General features: G+C 53.6%; 26 protein-coding genes. All 26 read left to right on the forward strand.

Translation table 11 applies throughout. The features are described 5' to 3' along the window. Window positions 1–105 precede the first annotated feature (105 nt). The 26 genes from rpsJ to rpsD all read left to right on the forward strand — a co-directional run bounded on the left by rpsJ (window position 106) and on the right by rpsD (window position 12364). Window positions 106–417: a 30S ribosomal protein S10 gene (gene rpsJ / locus TU86_RS00100; protein WP_003186070.1), complete on the forward strand. Its 312-nt coding sequence runs from the start codon at window positions 106–108 to the stop codon at window positions 415–417. 81 nt (window positions 418–498) lie between these two features. Next, window positions 499–1134, forward strand: a complete 636-nt coding sequence (gene rplC, locus TU86_RS00105) for a 50S ribosomal protein L3 (protein WP_003444377.1) — start codon at window positions 499–501, stop codon at window positions 1132–1134. 12 nt (window positions 1135–1146) lie between these two features. Next, window positions 1147–1749 (forward strand): 50S ribosomal protein L4, encoded by a 603-nt coding sequence (rplD, locus tag TU86_RS00110; protein ID WP_047277894.1) that lies wholly within the window; start codon window positions 1147–1149, stop codon window positions 1747–1749. Next, complete coding sequence (gene rplW, locus TU86_RS00115) at window positions 1746–2045, forward strand: 50S ribosomal protein L23 (RefSeq protein WP_003444375.1); 300 nt, start codon at window positions 1746–1748, stop codon at window positions 2043–2045. The genes rplD and rplW overlap by 4 nt, the downstream gene beginning before the upstream one ends. Before the next feature lie 14 nt (window positions 2046–2059). Beyond that, window positions 2060–2884, forward strand: coding sequence for a 50S ribosomal protein L2 (gene rplB, locus TU86_RS00120; protein WP_048362312.1), 825 nt, complete (start codon window positions 2060–2062; stop codon window positions 2882–2884). 16 nt (window positions 2885–2900) lie between these two features. After that, window positions 2901–3176 (forward strand): 30S ribosomal protein S19, encoded by a 276-nt coding sequence (gene rpsS / locus TU86_RS00125; protein WP_003232420.1) that lies wholly within the window; start codon window positions 2901–2903, stop codon window positions 3174–3176. A 13-nt stretch (window positions 3177–3189) separates the two neighbouring features. After that, the gene (rplV, locus tag TU86_RS00130; protein ID WP_003444373.1) at window positions 3190–3522 is read left to right on the forward strand and encodes a 50S ribosomal protein L22; all 333 of its coding nucleotides are present in this window, start codon (window positions 3190–3192) and stop codon (window positions 3520–3522) included. A 13-nt stretch (window positions 3523–3535) separates the two neighbouring features. Then, window positions 3536–4222: a 30S ribosomal protein S3 gene (gene rpsC, locus TU86_RS00135; RefSeq protein ID WP_003176422.1), complete on the forward strand. Its 687-nt coding sequence runs from the start codon at window positions 3536–3538 to the stop codon at window positions 4220–4222. 12 nt (window positions 4223–4234) lie between these two features. After that, window positions 4235–4648 carry a 50S ribosomal protein L16 gene (rplP, locus tag TU86_RS00140; protein WP_002555482.1) on the forward strand — a complete coding sequence of 138 codons (414 nt, stop codon included), beginning with the start codon at window positions 4235–4237 and terminating at the stop codon, window positions 4646–4648. Further along, on the forward strand, window positions 4648–4839 hold the full coding sequence (gene rpmC, locus TU86_RS00145) for a 50S ribosomal protein L29 (RefSeq protein ID WP_002555481.1): 192 nt from the start codon (window positions 4648–4650) through the stop codon (window positions 4837–4839). The genes rplP and rpmC overlap by 1 nt, the downstream gene beginning before the upstream one ends. Before the next feature lie 2 nt (window positions 4840–4841). Continuing rightward, on the forward strand, window positions 4842–5108 hold the full coding sequence (gene rpsQ / locus TU86_RS00150) for a 30S ribosomal protein S17 (RefSeq protein WP_003176419.1): 267 nt from the start codon (window positions 4842–4844) through the stop codon (window positions 5106–5108). 23 nt (window positions 5109–5131) lie between these two features. After that, window positions 5132–5500 carry a 50S ribosomal protein L14 gene (gene rplN / locus TU86_RS00155; RefSeq protein WP_002555479.1) on the forward strand — a complete coding sequence of 123 codons (369 nt, stop codon included), beginning with the start codon at window positions 5132–5134 and terminating at the stop codon, window positions 5498–5500. Window positions 5501–5511: 11 nt separating this feature from the next. Continuing rightward, window positions 5512–5826, forward strand: coding sequence for a 50S ribosomal protein L24 (gene rplX / locus TU86_RS00160; RefSeq protein ID WP_003444369.1), 315 nt, complete (start codon window positions 5512–5514; stop codon window positions 5824–5826). A 22-nt stretch (window positions 5827–5848) separates the two neighbouring features. Then, complete coding sequence (rplE, locus tag TU86_RS00165; RefSeq protein ID WP_048362313.1) at window positions 5849–6388, forward strand: 50S ribosomal protein L5; 540 nt, start codon at window positions 5849–5851, stop codon at window positions 6386–6388. A 12-nt stretch (window positions 6389–6400) separates the two neighbouring features. Continuing rightward, complete coding sequence (gene rpsN / locus TU86_RS00170; protein WP_019409906.1) at window positions 6401–6706, forward strand: 30S ribosomal protein S14; 306 nt, start codon at window positions 6401–6403, stop codon at window positions 6704–6706. Between the two features lie 211 nt (window positions 6707–6917). After that, on the forward strand, window positions 6918–7310 hold the full coding sequence (gene rpsH / locus TU86_RS00175; RefSeq protein ID WP_019409907.1) for a 30S ribosomal protein S8: 393 nt from the start codon (window positions 6918–6920) through the stop codon (window positions 7308–7310). A gap of 12 nt (window positions 7311–7322) precedes the next feature. Next, complete coding sequence (rplF, locus tag TU86_RS00180) at window positions 7323–7856, forward strand: 50S ribosomal protein L6 (RefSeq protein ID WP_016779180.1); 534 nt, start codon at window positions 7323–7325, stop codon at window positions 7854–7856. Between the two features lie 10 nt (window positions 7857–7866). Then, complete coding sequence (gene rplR / locus TU86_RS00185) at window positions 7867–8217, forward strand: 50S ribosomal protein L18 (RefSeq protein WP_003444364.1); 351 nt, start codon at window positions 7867–7869, stop codon at window positions 8215–8217. 3 nt (window positions 8218–8220) lie between these two features. Then, window positions 8221–8721, forward strand: a complete 501-nt coding sequence (rpsE, locus tag TU86_RS00190) for a 30S ribosomal protein S5 (RefSeq protein WP_003186035.1) — start codon at window positions 8221–8223, stop codon at window positions 8719–8721. A 2-nt stretch (window positions 8722–8723) separates the two neighbouring features. Beyond that, on the forward strand, window positions 8724–8900 hold the full coding sequence (gene rpmD / locus TU86_RS00195; RefSeq protein WP_003444363.1) for a 50S ribosomal protein L30: 177 nt from the start codon (window positions 8724–8726) through the stop codon (window positions 8898–8900). Between the two features lie 3 nt (window positions 8901–8903). Further along, a complete protein-coding gene (rplO, locus tag TU86_RS00200; RefSeq protein WP_048362314.1) occupies window positions 8904–9341 on the forward strand; it encodes a 50S ribosomal protein L15 in 438 nt (145 codons plus the stop codon). Then, window positions 9342–10670 carry a preprotein translocase subunit SecY gene (gene secY / locus TU86_RS00205; RefSeq protein WP_003444361.1) on the forward strand — a complete coding sequence of 443 codons (1329 nt, stop codon included), beginning with the start codon at window positions 9342–9344 and terminating at the stop codon, window positions 10668–10670. A 32-nt stretch (window positions 10671–10702) separates the two neighbouring features. Beyond that, entirely contained in the window at window positions 10703–10819 is a 117-nt protein-coding gene (gene rpmJ, locus TU86_RS00210) for a 50S ribosomal protein L36 (RefSeq protein WP_002555468.1), read from the forward strand. 129 nt (window positions 10820–10948) lie between these two features. After that, on the forward strand, window positions 10949–11305 hold the full coding sequence (rpsM, locus tag TU86_RS00215) for a 30S ribosomal protein S13 (RefSeq protein WP_016779184.1): 357 nt from the start codon (window positions 10949–10951) through the stop codon (window positions 11303–11305). 30 nt (window positions 11306–11335) lie between these two features. After that, complete coding sequence (gene rpsK, locus TU86_RS00220) at window positions 11336–11725, forward strand: 30S ribosomal protein S11 (protein WP_007924177.1); 390 nt, start codon at window positions 11336–11338, stop codon at window positions 11723–11725. An 18-nt stretch (window positions 11726–11743) separates the two neighbouring features. After that, window positions 11744–12364 carry a 30S ribosomal protein S4 gene (rpsD, locus tag TU86_RS00225; RefSeq protein ID WP_048362315.1) on the forward strand — a complete coding sequence of 207 codons (621 nt, stop codon included), beginning with the start codon at window positions 11744–11746 and terminating at the stop codon, window positions 12362–12364. Window positions 12365–12380 lie beyond the last annotated feature (16 nt).

The raw sequence follows: 12380 nt of genomic DNA on the forward strand, positions 1-12380 counted from the left end.
CTTTTTTTATTGAGTTGACACCCTGTTGGGCCGTCTATAGAATTGCGCCTCCTTTTAACGGGCGTATTGCGCTCGGTGGGAATAGCAATCGGAGTCTGAAATCCAATGCAAAATCAGCAAATCCGTATCAGGTTGAAGGCTTTTGACCATCGCCTGATCGACCAATCAACCCAGGAAATCGTGGAAACCGCGAAACGTACTGGTGCTCAGGTTCGTGGTCCAATTCCACTGCCTACTCGTAAAGAGCGGTTCACCGTTCTGGTCTCTCCGCACGTTAACAAAGACGCGCGTGACCAGTACGAGATCCGTACTCATAAGCGCGTACTGGACATCGTCCAGCCAACGGATAAAACCGTTGACGCTCTTATGAAGCTAGATCTGGCGGCCGGTGTGGAAGTACAGATCAGCCTCGGCTAAGACTTGGGTCTTAGTCGTGTAACGCTCTGAAATGGGCGGCCATAGCGGGTGAAAGCCCCGTACACTCATGAGGTTTACAACATGACTATTGGTGTAGTCGGTCGTAAATGCGGTATGACCCGTATTTTCACCGAAGAAGGTGTCTCCATTCCGGTCACGGTCATTGAGATCGAGCCGAATCGCGTCACCCAGTTCAAAACTGAAGAAACCGATGGCTATCGTGCAGTGCAAGTCACTGTCGGCGAGCGTCGCGCTTCGCGTGTAACTGCTGCTCAGGCGGGTCACTTCGCTAAAGCAAACGTTGCAGCCGGTCGTACCGTAATGGAATTCCGTCTTGAAGAAGGCGAGTACCAGGCAGGCGATCTGATCAACGCTGAAATCTTCACCGCAGGTCAGATGGTCGATGTGACCGGTCAGTCCAAAGGTAAAGGCTTCCAGGGTACGATCAAGCGTTGGAATTTCCGTGGCCAAGATAACACTCACGGTAACTCCGTTTCCCACCGCGTCCCGGGCTCTATTGGCCAGTGCCAGACTCCTGGTCGTGTATTCAAGGGCAAAAAAATGTCCGGTCATATGGGCGCTGAGCGCGTGACCGTGCAGTCCCTCGAAGTAGTGCGCGTCGACGCTGAACGCAATCTGTTGTTGGTCAAGGGTGCTGTTCCTGGCGCTACTGGCGGCAACCTGGTTGTACGTCCAGCGGCCAAGGCTCGCGGTTAAGGGGAAGCTGACATGCAATTAAATGTAAATGACGCTCAGGCGATCGAAGTTTCCGAACTGACGTTCGGCGGCGAGTTCAATGAGACGCTGGTTCACCAAGCAGTCGTGGCCTACATGGCCGGCGGCCGTCAAGGTAGCAAACAGCAAAAGACCCGTTCCGACGTTCGTGGTGGCGGTAAGCGCCCTTGGCGTCAGAAAGGTACTGGCCGTGCTCGTGCCGGTACTATCCGTAGCCCTATCTGGCGTGGCGGTGGTACCACTTTCGCAGCTCGCCCACAGGATCACTCTCAGAAGCTGAACAAGAAGATGTACCGCGCAGCAATGCGCTCCATCCTTGCTGAGCTGGTGCGTACTGATCGTCTGGTCGTGGTTCAGGACTTCGCTGTTGAAGCGCCGAAAACCAAAGATCTGCTGAACAAACTGAATGGCATGGGTCTGACTGATGTCCTGATCGTGTCTGAAGTTGTTGATCAGAACCTGTACCTTGCTGCTCGTAACCTGCCACACGTTGATGTTCGTGACGTGCAAGGTTCCGATCCAGTTAGTCTGATCGCATACGACAAGGTGTTGATCACCGTGTCGGCCGTGAAGAAATTCGAGGAGCTGCTGGGATGAACCAGGAACGCGTATTTAAAGTTCTGCTTGGCCCGCACGTTTCCGAGAAGGCTACGGTTCTGGCAGACAAGAAAGGCCAGTTCGTTTTCAAGGTTGCTACTGATGCAACCAAGCTGGAAATCAAGAAGGCCGTCGAAAGCCTGTTCAGCGTGAAAGTTGAGCGTGTTACTACCCTGAATGTTCTGGGTAAGAGCAAGCGCACCGCTCGCGGCGTGGGCAAGCGTAATGACTGGAAGAAGGCAGTAATCTCCCTTCAGCCAGGCCAAGATCTCGATTTCAGCAGCAGTGCTGAGTAAGGAAGGGGTGCATCATGGCAATCGTTAAATGCAAACCGACTTCCCCTGGCCGCCGTCATGTGGTCAAGGTGGTCAACCAGGAGCTGCATAAAGGCGCTCCTCACGCACCGCTGCTCGAGAAAAAATCGAAGTCTGGTGGTCGTAACAATAATGGCCGTATTACCACGCGTCACATTGGTGGTGGTCATAAGCAGCATTACCGTATGGTCGACTTCCGTCGCAACGACAAAGATGGCATCCCAGCCACTGTTGAGCGTATCGAATACGATCCAAACCGTACTGCTCACATTGCTCTTATGTTGTACGCAGACGGCGAACGCCGTTACATCGTCGCCCCTAAAGGCGTGAGCGCTGGCGACCAGCTGATTTCGGGTGCTTTGGCTCCGATCAAGCCAGGTAACCAGCTGCAACTGCGCAGCATTCCAGTTGGTAGCACCGTACACGGCATCGAATTGAAGCCGGGCAAAGGCGCACAGATCGCACGTTCCGCTGGTGCTTCGGCTCAGCTGGTCGCTCGTGATGGTGTCTACGTGACCCTGCGTCTGCGTTCCGGTGAAATGCGTAAAGTATTGGCTGAATGCCGTGCAACGCTGGGCGAAGTCTCGAACTCCGAGCACAGCCTGCGTTCGCTGGGTAAAGCTGGTGCCAAACGCTGGCGTGGCGTTCGCCCAACCGTTCGTGGTGTTGCCATGAACCCGGTTGACCACCCACATGGTGGTGGTGAAGGTCGTACCTCTGGTGGTCGTCATCCGGTATCGCCATGGGGCTTCCCGACTAAGGGCGCGAAGACTCGTGGTAATAAGCGTACCGACAAAATGATCGTCCGTCGTCGCAAGTAAATAGAGGGATACGACAGTGCCACGTTCTCTGAAAAAAGGTCCTTTTATTGATCTTCACCTACTGAAGAAGATCGAAGTGGCGGCGGAAAAGAATGATCGCAAACCGGTGAAAACCTGGTCGCGTCGTTCGATGATCCTGCCGCAAATGGTCGGTCTGACCATCGCTGTGCATAACGGTCGTCTTCATGTCCCAGTTCTTGTGAACGAAGACATGGTTGGCCATAAACTAGGCGAGTTTGCCGGTACCCGCACTTATCGTGGGCACGTGGCAGACAAGAAAGCCAAGCGTTAAGGGGTAAGGAACGATGGAAGTAGCCGCTAAGTTGTCGGGCGCTCGAATCTCCGCCCAGAAAGCCCGCTTGGTCGCCGACCAGATCCGCGGGAAGAAGGTGGGCGAAGCGCTCAACCTGTTGGCTTTCAGCAACAAGAAAGCCGCCGAGATCATCAAGAAAGTGCTGGAGTCGGCCGTAGCCAACGCCGAGCATAACGAAGGCGCAGACGTTGACGACTTGAAAGTCGCCACCGTTTTCGTCAACGAAGGGCGTTCGCTGAAGCGCATCATGCCGCGTGCCAAAGGCCGCGCTGATCGCATCGTCAAGCGGTCTTGCCATATCACTGTCAAGGTTGCTGACAAGTAACGGAGTCGAAGAGATGGGTCAGAAAGTACATCCCATTGGCATTCGCCTGGGAATCGTCAAGGAGCACACCTCCGTCTGGTACGCAGACGGCCGGACTTATGCGGACTATTTGTTCGCTGATCTGAAGGTGCGTGAATACCTCCAAGACAAACTAAAAAGCGCGTCCGTAAGCCGTATCGATATCCATCGTCCGGCCCAAACTGCACGTATCACCATCCACACTGCTCGTCCAGGTATCGTTATCGGGAAGAAAGGTGAAGATGTTGAGAAACTGCGTCAGGACCTGACCAAGCAAATGGGTGTGCCTGTGCACATCAATATCGAAGAGATCCGCAAGCCGGAACTTGACGGTATGCTGGTTGCGCAGAGCGTAGCTCAGCAGCTGGAGCGTCGTGTAATGTTCCGTCGCGCGATGAAACGCGCTGTACAGAACGCTATGCGCATTGGTGCCAAAGGCATCAAAATCCAAGTGAGCGGTCGTCTCGGCGGTGCTGAAATCGCACGTACTGAATGGTATCGCGAAGGTCGTGTGCCATTGCACACCCTGCGTGCCGACATCGACTATGCCAACTACGAAGCTCACACCACTTATGGTGTGATCGGTGTAAAGGTTTGGATCTTCAAAGGCGAAGTAATTGGTGGTCGCCAAGAAGAGCTGAAGCCACAAGCACCAGCGCCTCGTAAAAAAGCTGCTAAGTAAGGGGTACGCCAAATGTTACAACCTAAGCGTACGAAGTTCCGCAAGCAGATGACAGGCCACAACCGTGGCTTGGCATTGCGCGGTAGCAAAGTCAGCTTCGGCGAGTTCGCGCTGAAGTCTGTTGCTCGTGGTCGTCTCACCGCTCGTCAGATCGAATCAGCGCGTCGTGCACTGACCCGTCACGTTAAGCGTGGCGGTAAGATCTGGATCCGTGTATTCCCGGACAAGCCAGTTACCAAAAAGCCACTCGAAGTTCGAATGGGTAAAGGTAAGGGTAACGTGGAATATTGGGTTGCCCAGATTCAGCCAGGCAAAGTCCTGTATGAAATCGAGGGTGTTACTGAAGAGCTGGCGCGTGAGGCTTTCGCCCTGGCTGCTGCAAAGCTGCCGCTCGCCACCTCCTTTGTTAAACGGACGGTGATGTGATGAAAGCGAATGAACTTCGTGAAAAATCCGCACAGCAGCTGAACGAGCAATTGCTCGGCTTGCTGCGCGACCAGTTCAATCTGCGCATGCAGAAAGCAACTGGCCAGTTGGGGCAGTCGCATCTGCTCTCGCAAGTTAAGCGTGACATCGCTCGCGTGAAGACTGTGCTCAACCAGCAGGCAGGTAAGTAATCATGGCTGAAGCCGAAAAAACTGTCCGTACGCTGACTGGCCGTGTTGTCAGCGACAAGATGGACAAGACCATCACCGTTCTGATCGAGCGTCGCGTTAAGCACCCGATCTACGGTAAATACGTTAAGCGTTCGACTAAGCTGCACGCGCACGACGAAACCAATCAGTGCCACATCGGCGACAAAGTCACTATTCGTGAAACTCGTCCGCTGGCCAAGACTAAGTCTTGGGCATTGGTTGATGTTCTCGAACGCGCTGTGGAAGTCTAAGGACTAGGGGTCGGAGAAATTATATGATTCAGACTCAATCCATGCTCGATGTGGCCGATAACAGCGGCGCACGCCGTGTTATGTGCATCAAGGTGCTGGGTGGCTCCCATCGTCGTTACGCTGGTATCGGTGACATCATCAAAGTTACCGTGAAGGAAGCAATTCCTCGCGGTAAAGTGAAAAAAGGCCAAGTGATGACTGCTGTTGTAGTCCGCACTCGTCACGGCGTACGTCGTGCAGATGGCTCCATTATCCGCTTTGATGGCAACGCTGCTGTTCTTCTGAACAACAAGCAAGAGCCGATCGGCACCCGTATCTTTGGGCCAGTGACCCGTGAGCTTCGTACTGAGAAGTTCATGAAGATCGTCTCGCTCGCCCCAGAAGTGCTGTAAGGAGATCCGACATGCAAAAGATTCGTCGTGACGACGAGATCATCGTGATCGCCGGCAAAGACAAAGGTAAGCGCGGTAAGGTGCTTAAGGTTCTCGCTAATAACCGTCTGGTTATTGGTGGTCTGAACCTGGTTAAGCGTCATACCAAGCCTAACCCGATGTCGGGCGTGCAGGGCGGTATCGTCGAGAAAGAAGCTCCACTGGACGCTTCTAACGTCGCCATCTTCAACGGCGAAACCAACAAGGCTGACCGCGTTGGTTTCAAAGTAGAAGAAGGCAAAAAAATTCGTGTCTTCAAGTCGACCCAAAAAGCGGTTGATGCTTGAACACTGCTAGGTAGATAAGACCATGGCACGACTAAAAGAGATTTACCGGAAGGAAATCGCTCCGAAACTTAAGGAAGAACTTAAGCTTTCGAACGTGATGGAAGTTCCGCGCGTTACCAAAATCACCCTGAACATGGGTTTGGGCGAAGCGATCGGTGATAAAAAAATCATCGAGCACGCTGTAGCTGATTTGGAAAAGATCACGGGTCAAAAAGTTGTTGTGACCTACGCTCGCAAGTCCATCGCAGGCTTTAAAGTTCGCGAAGGCTGGCCGATCGGCGTCAAAGTAACTCTGCGCCGTGAGCGTATGTACGAATTCCTGGATCGTCTGCTGTCGATCTCCCTGCCTCGGGTACGCGACTTCCGCGGCCTGAATGCCAAGTCCTTCGATGGTCGTGGTAACTACAGCATGGGCGTAAAAGAGCAGATCATTTTCCCGGAAATCGACTACGACAAAATCGATGCTCTCCGCGGTCTGGACATTACCCTGACCACCACTGCTCGAACGGATGATGAAGGTCGCGCCCTGTTGCGTGCTTTCAAATTCCCGTTCCGCAACTGATTGGAGTAGACCATGGCTAAGATGAGCATGAAAAACCGCGAGCTGAAGCGTCAGCTCACGGTTGCTAAGTTCGCCAAGAAGCGTGCTGAGCTGAAAGCTATCATCGTGGATCTGAACGCAAGTCCAGAAGCACGTTGGGAAGCTCAAGTTGCTCTGCAGAAGCAGCCACGTGATGCAAGCGCTGCGCGCATGCGTAACCGCTGCCGCTTGACTGGTCGTCCGCATGGTGTTTACCGCAAGTTCGGCCTGGGCCGTAACAAATTGCGTGAAGCAGCAATGCGTGGCGACGTACCAGGTCTGGTTAAAGCCAGCTGGTAAGGCGAAACGGCAAAGTCGTCATTGTCAGGGTCGCAAGATCCTGACAGTCGGTGACCTTGAACATGAATCAAGCCCCTATTGGGGCTTGATTCATTTCTGGTGTGTGTCTAGAATGACCGGCTCGCCTGAGCCCGTGCTTTTTAGTTGCGTGTCACTCGGCGATAGTTGTAGCCGCAAGGCTAATTATTTTTGTAACAGGAGCGTCTAGCCCATGAGTATGCAGGACCCGTTAGCGGACATGCTAACTCGAATCCGTAATGCCCAGATGGCTGAAAAGTCCGTCGTAAGCATGCCATCTTCTACGTTGAAGGTAGCTGTAGCTAAAGTCCTGAAGGACGAAGGTTACATCGCGGATTATCAGATCAGCAGCGAAATCAAACCACTGCTGTCTATCGAGCTGAAGTACTTCGAAGGCCGTCCAGTCATCGAAGAAGTTAAGCGCGTTAGCCGTCCAGGCCTGCGTCAGTACAAGTCCTCCGATGATCTGCCAAAAGTTCGTGGCGGTCTCGGTGTGTCTATCGTCTCCACCAACAAAGGTGTGATGACGGATCGTGCTGCGCGCGCTGCCGGTGTCGGCGGCGAAGTTCTTTGCACTGTGTTCTAAGGGGGGATAAGCATGTCACGCGTCGCTAAGAACCCCGTTAAGCTGCCAGCTGGTGTCGAAGTAAAATTCGCCGGCCAACAGCTTTCGGTGAAGGGTGCCAAGGGCACTCTAGAACTGAACATCCATTCGTCCGTTGAGATCGTTGAAGAAGCCGGTGAGTTGCGTTTCGCTGCTCGCAATGGCGATCAACAAACTCGCGCAATGGCTGGTACCACTCGTGCGTTGGTAAACAACATGGTCCAAGGCGTAAGCCAAGGCTTCGAGCGCAAGCTCCAGCTGGTCGGTGTTGGTTACAAAGCGCAAGCAAAAGGCACAGTGCTGAACCTGGCTCTTGGCTTCTCGCACCCAGTGGATTACGAATTGCCGGAAGGCATCACCGCTGAGACACCAAGCCAAACCGACATCCTGATCAAGGGTATCGATAAGCAACTGGTAGGTCAGGTCGCCGCTGAGATCCGCGGTTTCCGTCCACCAGAACCTTATAAAGGTAAGGGTGTACGTTACGCGGACGAAGTCGTCCGTCGTAAAGAAGCCAAGAAGAAGTAGGGCATAGCAAATGACCGACAAAAAAGTTACTCGACTGCGTCGCGCTCGCAAAGCACGTCTGAAAATGCACGAACTCGAAGTCGTGCGTCTCTGCGTGTTCCGCTCGTCTCAGCATATATACGCCCAGGTCATCTCGGCCGACGGCAGCAAAGTCCTGGCAAGCGCCTCGACTTTGGACAAAGAACTGCGTGATGCTGCTACTGGCAACATCGACGCGGCCACAAAGGTTGGCCAGCTGGTCGCTACGCGTGCAAAAGCCGCTGGCGTCTCGCAGGTGGCTTTCGACCGCTCTGGCTTCAAGTACCACGGCCGCGTGAAAGCGCTGGCTGAGGCTGCTCGTGAAGCTGGGCTGGAGTTCTAAGTTATGTCAAATAACGACCAAAAGCGCGACGAAGGCTACATTGAGAAGCTGGTTCAAGTTAACCGCGTAGCCAAAACCGTTAAAGGCGGCCGTATCTTCACTTTCACCGCGTTGACCGTGGTAGGTGATGGTAAAGGGCGTGTTGGCTTCGGCCGTGGCAAGTCACGTGAAGTGCCTGCTGCGATCCAGAAGGCAATGGAAGCTGCTCGCCGCAACATGATCCAAGTTGACCTGAACGGTACAACTCTGCAGTACGCAATGAAGTCAGCTCATGGCGCTTCGAAGGTGTACATGCAGCCTGCTTCTGAAGGTACCGGTATCATCGCTGGCGGCGCTATGCGTGCTGTCCTCGAAGTTGCTGGCGTTCAGAACGTACTGGCCAAGTGCTACGGCTCGACTAACCCGGTAAACGTGGTTCACGCCACTTTCAAAGGTTTGAAAGCTATGCAATCTCCTGAATCCATTGCTGCCAAGCGCGGCAAAAGTGTCAAGGAGATCTTCTGATCATGGCTACCGTAAAAGTAACGCTGATCAAAAGCATGACCGGCCGCATCCCTAATCACAAATTGTGCATTAAGGGTCTGGGTCTGCGTCGCATCGGTCACACTGTAGAAGTACTTGATACTCCCGAGAATCGCGGGATGATCAACAAGGCTTACTACATGCTGCGTGTAGAGGGTTAATCGATGAAACTCAATGATCTGAGTCCAGCGCCGGGTTCCCGTCGCGAAAAGCATCGTCCGGGCCGTGGTATCGGTAGTGGTTTGGGTAAGACTGGTGGCCGTGGTCACAAAGGTCAGTCCTCCCGCTCCGGTGGCACAATTGCTCCAGGCTTTGAAGGCGGTCAACAGCCGCTGCATCGCCGTCTGCCTAAGTTCGGTTTCGTTTCCCTGAAAGCTATGGATCGCGCAGAAGTGCGTTTGTCCGAGCTGGCTAAAGTGGACGGCGACATCGTTACTCTGCAGACCCTGAAAGATGCCAACGTGATCAACGTCAACGTACTGCGTGTGAAAATCATGCTGTCCGGTGAAGTGACTCGCGCTGTCACAATCGGCAAGGGAATCGGCGCCACCAAAGGTGCGCGTTCGGCTATCGAAGCAGCTGGCGGCAAGTTCGAGGAATAAATGGCTAAGCAAGGTGCTCTCTCAGCGCTCAGCAAAGGCGGGTTATCCGAGCTCTGGGCTCGTCTGCGTTTTCTATTCCTGGCGATTATCGTCTACCGAATAGGCGCACACATCCCAGTTCCAGGTATCAACCCGGACCGGCTAGCGGACCTGTTTCGACAGAATGAGGGGACCATTCTTAGCTTGTTCAACATGTTTTCCGGCGGTGCGCTGGAGCGGATGAGTATTTTTGCGCTGGGGATCATGCCGTATATTTCGGCATCGATCATCATGCAGCTTATGTCCGCTGTCAGCCCACAGTTGGAGCAGTTGAAGAAGGAAGGTGAAGCTGGTCGTCGCAAGATAAGCCAGTACACCCGCTACCTCACTGTCGCTCTTGCTCTCGTTCAGGCTATTGGCATGTCCATAGGTCTGGCGGGGCAAGGCGTAGCGTTCACTGGTGACCTAGGCTTCCATTTCGTTGCAGTAACCACGTTTGTGGCGGGTGCAATGTTCATGATGTGGCTGGGTGAGCAGATTACAGAGCGTGGTGTTGGCAACGGTATCTCGATGTTGATTTTTTCGGGTATCGTCGCCGGTCTTCCGAGAGCAATTGGGCAGTCTTTCGAGTCTGCGCGTCAGGGCGATATCAATATCTTCGCCCTGGTTGCTATCGGTTTGCTGGCAGTAGCGATTATCGGTTTTGTGGTGTTCATTGAGCGTGGTCAGCGTCGTATTGCTGTTCACTACGCCAAGCGTCAGCAGGGCCGCAAGGTTTTTGCTGCACAGACAAGCCACTTGCCGTTAAAAGTGAATATGGCCGGCGTTATCCCGGCTATTTTCGCGAGCAGCATTTTGCTGTTCCCGGCTTCGCTGGGTGCCTGGTTTGGTCAGTCTGAAGGTATGGGCTGGTTGCAGGACATCTCGCAGTCGATCGCTCCTGGTCAGCCGTTGAATATTCTGCTGTTTAGTGCAGGGATTATTTTCTTCTGCTTCTTCTATACGGCGTTGATGTTCAATCCGAAAGACGTAGCGGAAAACCTGAAGAAGTCCGGTGCCTTTATTCCGGGTATCCGTCCAGGTGAGCAGTCGGCACGCTATATTGATGGCGTTTTGACTCGTTTGACTCTGTTCGGTGCTCTTTATATGACGGCCGTGTGCCTGTTGCCCCAGTTCCTGGTGGTTGCGGCAAACGTTCCGTTCTACCTTGGCGGGACCTCGTTGCTGATCGTTGTTGTGGTTGTTATGGACTTCATGTCCCAAGTACAATCGCACCTCGTTTCGCACCAGTACGAATCCCTGATGAAGAAAGCCAACCTGAAGGGCTACGGCAGCGGCATGCTCCGCTGAAGTACTACCCCGTAAGGTGAGAGGAGTTGGTGATGAAAGTTCGTGCATCGGTGAAAAAGCTGTGCCGTAACTGCAAGATTATTCGCCGCGAAGGTGTTGTTCGGGTAATTTGCAGCGCGGAACCACGTCACAAACAGCGCCAAGGCTGAGTGTGATCTGTTTGAAGCCCAGCAGCTAGTGCGCTGCTGGGTTGATTATTTGTTATTACAGCGATATTATCTCGCGCCCTATTTCTTGGCTTCCGGGGCGTAGGTAGCTGTCAATTGGAGTCCCACTGAATGGCCCGTATTGCAGGCGTTAACATTCCAGATAACAAGCACACTGTTATCTCGCTGACCTACATCTATGGTGTTGGTCGCACTACCTCACAGAAAATCTGTGCGGATGCTGGTGTAAACCCAGCCGCTAAGATCAAGGATCTGAGCGACGAGCAGATTGAGTTGCTGCGTGGCGAAGTGGCAAAGTTCACCACTGAAGGTGATCTGCGTCGTGAAGTCAACATGAAAATCAAACGCTTGATGGACTTGGGCTGCTACCGCGGTCTGCGCCATCGTCGTGGTCTTCCAGTGCGCGGTCAGCGTACCAAGACCAACGCGCGTACTCGCAAAGGTCCGCGTAAGCCGATCCGCAAGTAATCGCACCAGCGAATCGACAGGAATTTAGTCATGGCAAAACCTGCTGCTCGTCCTCGTAAAAAGATTAAAAAGACAGTGGTTGATGGCATCGCCCACATCCACGCGTCTTTCAACAACACCATCGTGACCATCACCGACCGTCAGGGTAATGCGCTTTCTTGGGCTACCTCCGGTGGTTCGGGTTTCCGCGGTTCTCGCAAGTCCACGCCGTTTGCTGCTCAAGTAGCTGCTGAACGTGCTGGTCAAGCTGCGCTGGAATATGGCCTGAAAAACCTTGACGTTAACGTTAAGGGCCCAGGTCCAGGTCGTGAGTCCGCTGTCCGTGCTTTGAACGGCTGTGGCTATAAGATCGCCAGCATCACCGACGTGACGCCAATCCCGCACAACGGGTGCCGTCCGCCGAAGAAGCGCCGCGTGTAATCCAGGAGACTGTAAAGAATGGCTCGTTACATTGGTCCAAAATGCAAACTGGCACGTCGTGAAGGCACCGATCTCTTCCTGAAGAGTGGTGTGCGCGCTATCGAATCGAAGTGCAATATTGAAGCTGCTCCAGGCATCCACGGCCAACGCCGCGGTCGCCAATCCGACTACGGCACCCAACTGCGTGAAAAGCAGAAGGTCCGTCGTATCTACGGCGTTCTCGAGCGTCAGTTCAGCGGCTACTACAAACAAGCTGCTGGCAAAAAAGGTGCAACCGGTGAAAACCTGCTGCAACTGCTCGAATGCCGTCTGGATAACGTCGTATACCGTATGGGTTTCGGTTCTACTCGTGCCGAATCTCGTCAGTTGGTATCGCACAAGTCGATCAGCGTAAACGGTCAGACCGTTAACGTACCGTCGTTCCAGGTTCGTGCTGGTGACGTGGTCGCTATCCGCGAGAAAGCAAAGAACCAGCTTCGCATTGTCCAAGCTCTCGATCTGTGTGCCCAACGTGGCCGCGTAGAATGGGTAGAAGTAGACACTGAGAAGAAGTCGGGCGTTTTCAAGAACGTTCCTGCTCGCAGTGATCTGTCCGCCGACATCAACGAAAGCCTGATTGTCGAGCTCTACTCCAAGTAAGGGCTAGAAAATAGGT

Origin of the sequence: Pseudomonas weihenstephanensis, assembly GCF_001043055.1 — a bacterium.
Taxonomy (GTDB): domain Bacteria; phylum Pseudomonadota; class Gammaproteobacteria; order Pseudomonadales; family Pseudomonadaceae; genus Aquipseudomonas; species Aquipseudomonas weihenstephanensis.

Bases quoted from the DNA above. Each gene is read 5' to 3' on its own strand.
- rpsJ (WP_003186070.1), top strand. From the start codon at position 106: ATGCAAAATCAGCAAATCCGTATCAGGTTGAAGGCTTTTGACCATCGC.
- rplC (WP_003444377.1), top strand. From the start codon at position 499: ATGACTATTGGTGTAGTCGGTCGTAAATGCGGTATGACCCGTATTTTC.
- rplD (WP_047277894.1), top strand. From the start codon at position 1,147: ATGCAATTAAATGTAAATGACGCTCAGGCGATCGAAGTTTCCGAACTG.
- rplW (WP_003444375.1), top strand. From the start codon at position 1,746: ATGAACCAGGAACGCGTATTTAAAGTTCTGCTTGGCCCGCACGTTTCC.
- rplB (WP_048362312.1), top strand. From the start codon at position 2,060: ATGGCAATCGTTAAATGCAAACCGACTTCCCCTGGCCGCCGTCATGTG.
- rplV (WP_003444373.1), top strand. From the start codon at position 3,190: ATGGAAGTAGCCGCTAAGTTGTCGGGCGCTCGAATCTCCGCCCAGAAA.
- rpsC (WP_003176422.1), top strand. From the start codon at position 3,536: ATGGGTCAGAAAGTACATCCCATTGGCATTCGCCTGGGAATCGTCAAG.
- rplP (WP_002555482.1), top strand. From the start codon at position 4,235: ATGTTACAACCTAAGCGTACGAAGTTCCGCAAGCAGATGACAGGCCAC.
- rpmC (WP_002555481.1), top strand. From the start codon at position 4,648: ATGAAAGCGAATGAACTTCGTGAAAAATCCGCACAGCAGCTGAACGAG.
- rpsQ (WP_003176419.1), top strand. From the start codon at position 4,842: ATGGCTGAAGCCGAAAAAACTGTCCGTACGCTGACTGGCCGTGTTGTC.
- rplN (WP_002555479.1), top strand. From the start codon at position 5,132: ATGATTCAGACTCAATCCATGCTCGATGTGGCCGATAACAGCGGCGCA.
- rplX (WP_003444369.1), top strand. From the start codon at position 5,512: ATGCAAAAGATTCGTCGTGACGACGAGATCATCGTGATCGCCGGCAAA.
- rplE (WP_048362313.1), top strand. From the start codon at position 5,849: ATGGCACGACTAAAAGAGATTTACCGGAAGGAAATCGCTCCGAAACTT.
- rpsN (WP_019409906.1), top strand. From the start codon at position 6,401: ATGGCTAAGATGAGCATGAAAAACCGCGAGCTGAAGCGTCAGCTCACG.
- rpsH (WP_019409907.1), top strand. From the start codon at position 6,918: ATGAGTATGCAGGACCCGTTAGCGGACATGCTAACTCGAATCCGTAAT.
- rplF (WP_016779180.1), top strand. From the start codon at position 7,323: ATGTCACGCGTCGCTAAGAACCCCGTTAAGCTGCCAGCTGGTGTCGAA.
- rplR (WP_003444364.1), top strand. From the start codon at position 7,867: ATGACCGACAAAAAAGTTACTCGACTGCGTCGCGCTCGCAAAGCACGT.
- rpsE (WP_003186035.1), top strand. From the start codon at position 8,221: ATGTCAAATAACGACCAAAAGCGCGACGAAGGCTACATTGAGAAGCTG.
- rpmD (WP_003444363.1), top strand. From the start codon at position 8,724: ATGGCTACCGTAAAAGTAACGCTGATCAAAAGCATGACCGGCCGCATC.
- rplO (WP_048362314.1), top strand. From the start codon at position 8,904: ATGAAACTCAATGATCTGAGTCCAGCGCCGGGTTCCCGTCGCGAAAAG.
- secY (WP_003444361.1), top strand. From the start codon at position 9,342: ATGGCTAAGCAAGGTGCTCTCTCAGCGCTCAGCAAAGGCGGGTTATCC.
- rpmJ (WP_002555468.1), top strand. From the start codon at position 10,703: ATGAAAGTTCGTGCATCGGTGAAAAAGCTGTGCCGTAACTGCAAGATT.
- rpsM (WP_016779184.1), top strand. From the start codon at position 10,949: ATGGCCCGTATTGCAGGCGTTAACATTCCAGATAACAAGCACACTGTT.
- rpsK (WP_007924177.1), top strand. From the start codon at position 11,336: ATGGCAAAACCTGCTGCTCGTCCTCGTAAAAAGATTAAAAAGACAGTG.
- rpsD (WP_048362315.1), top strand. From the start codon at position 11,744: ATGGCTCGTTACATTGGTCCAAAATGCAAACTGGCACGTCGTGAAGGC.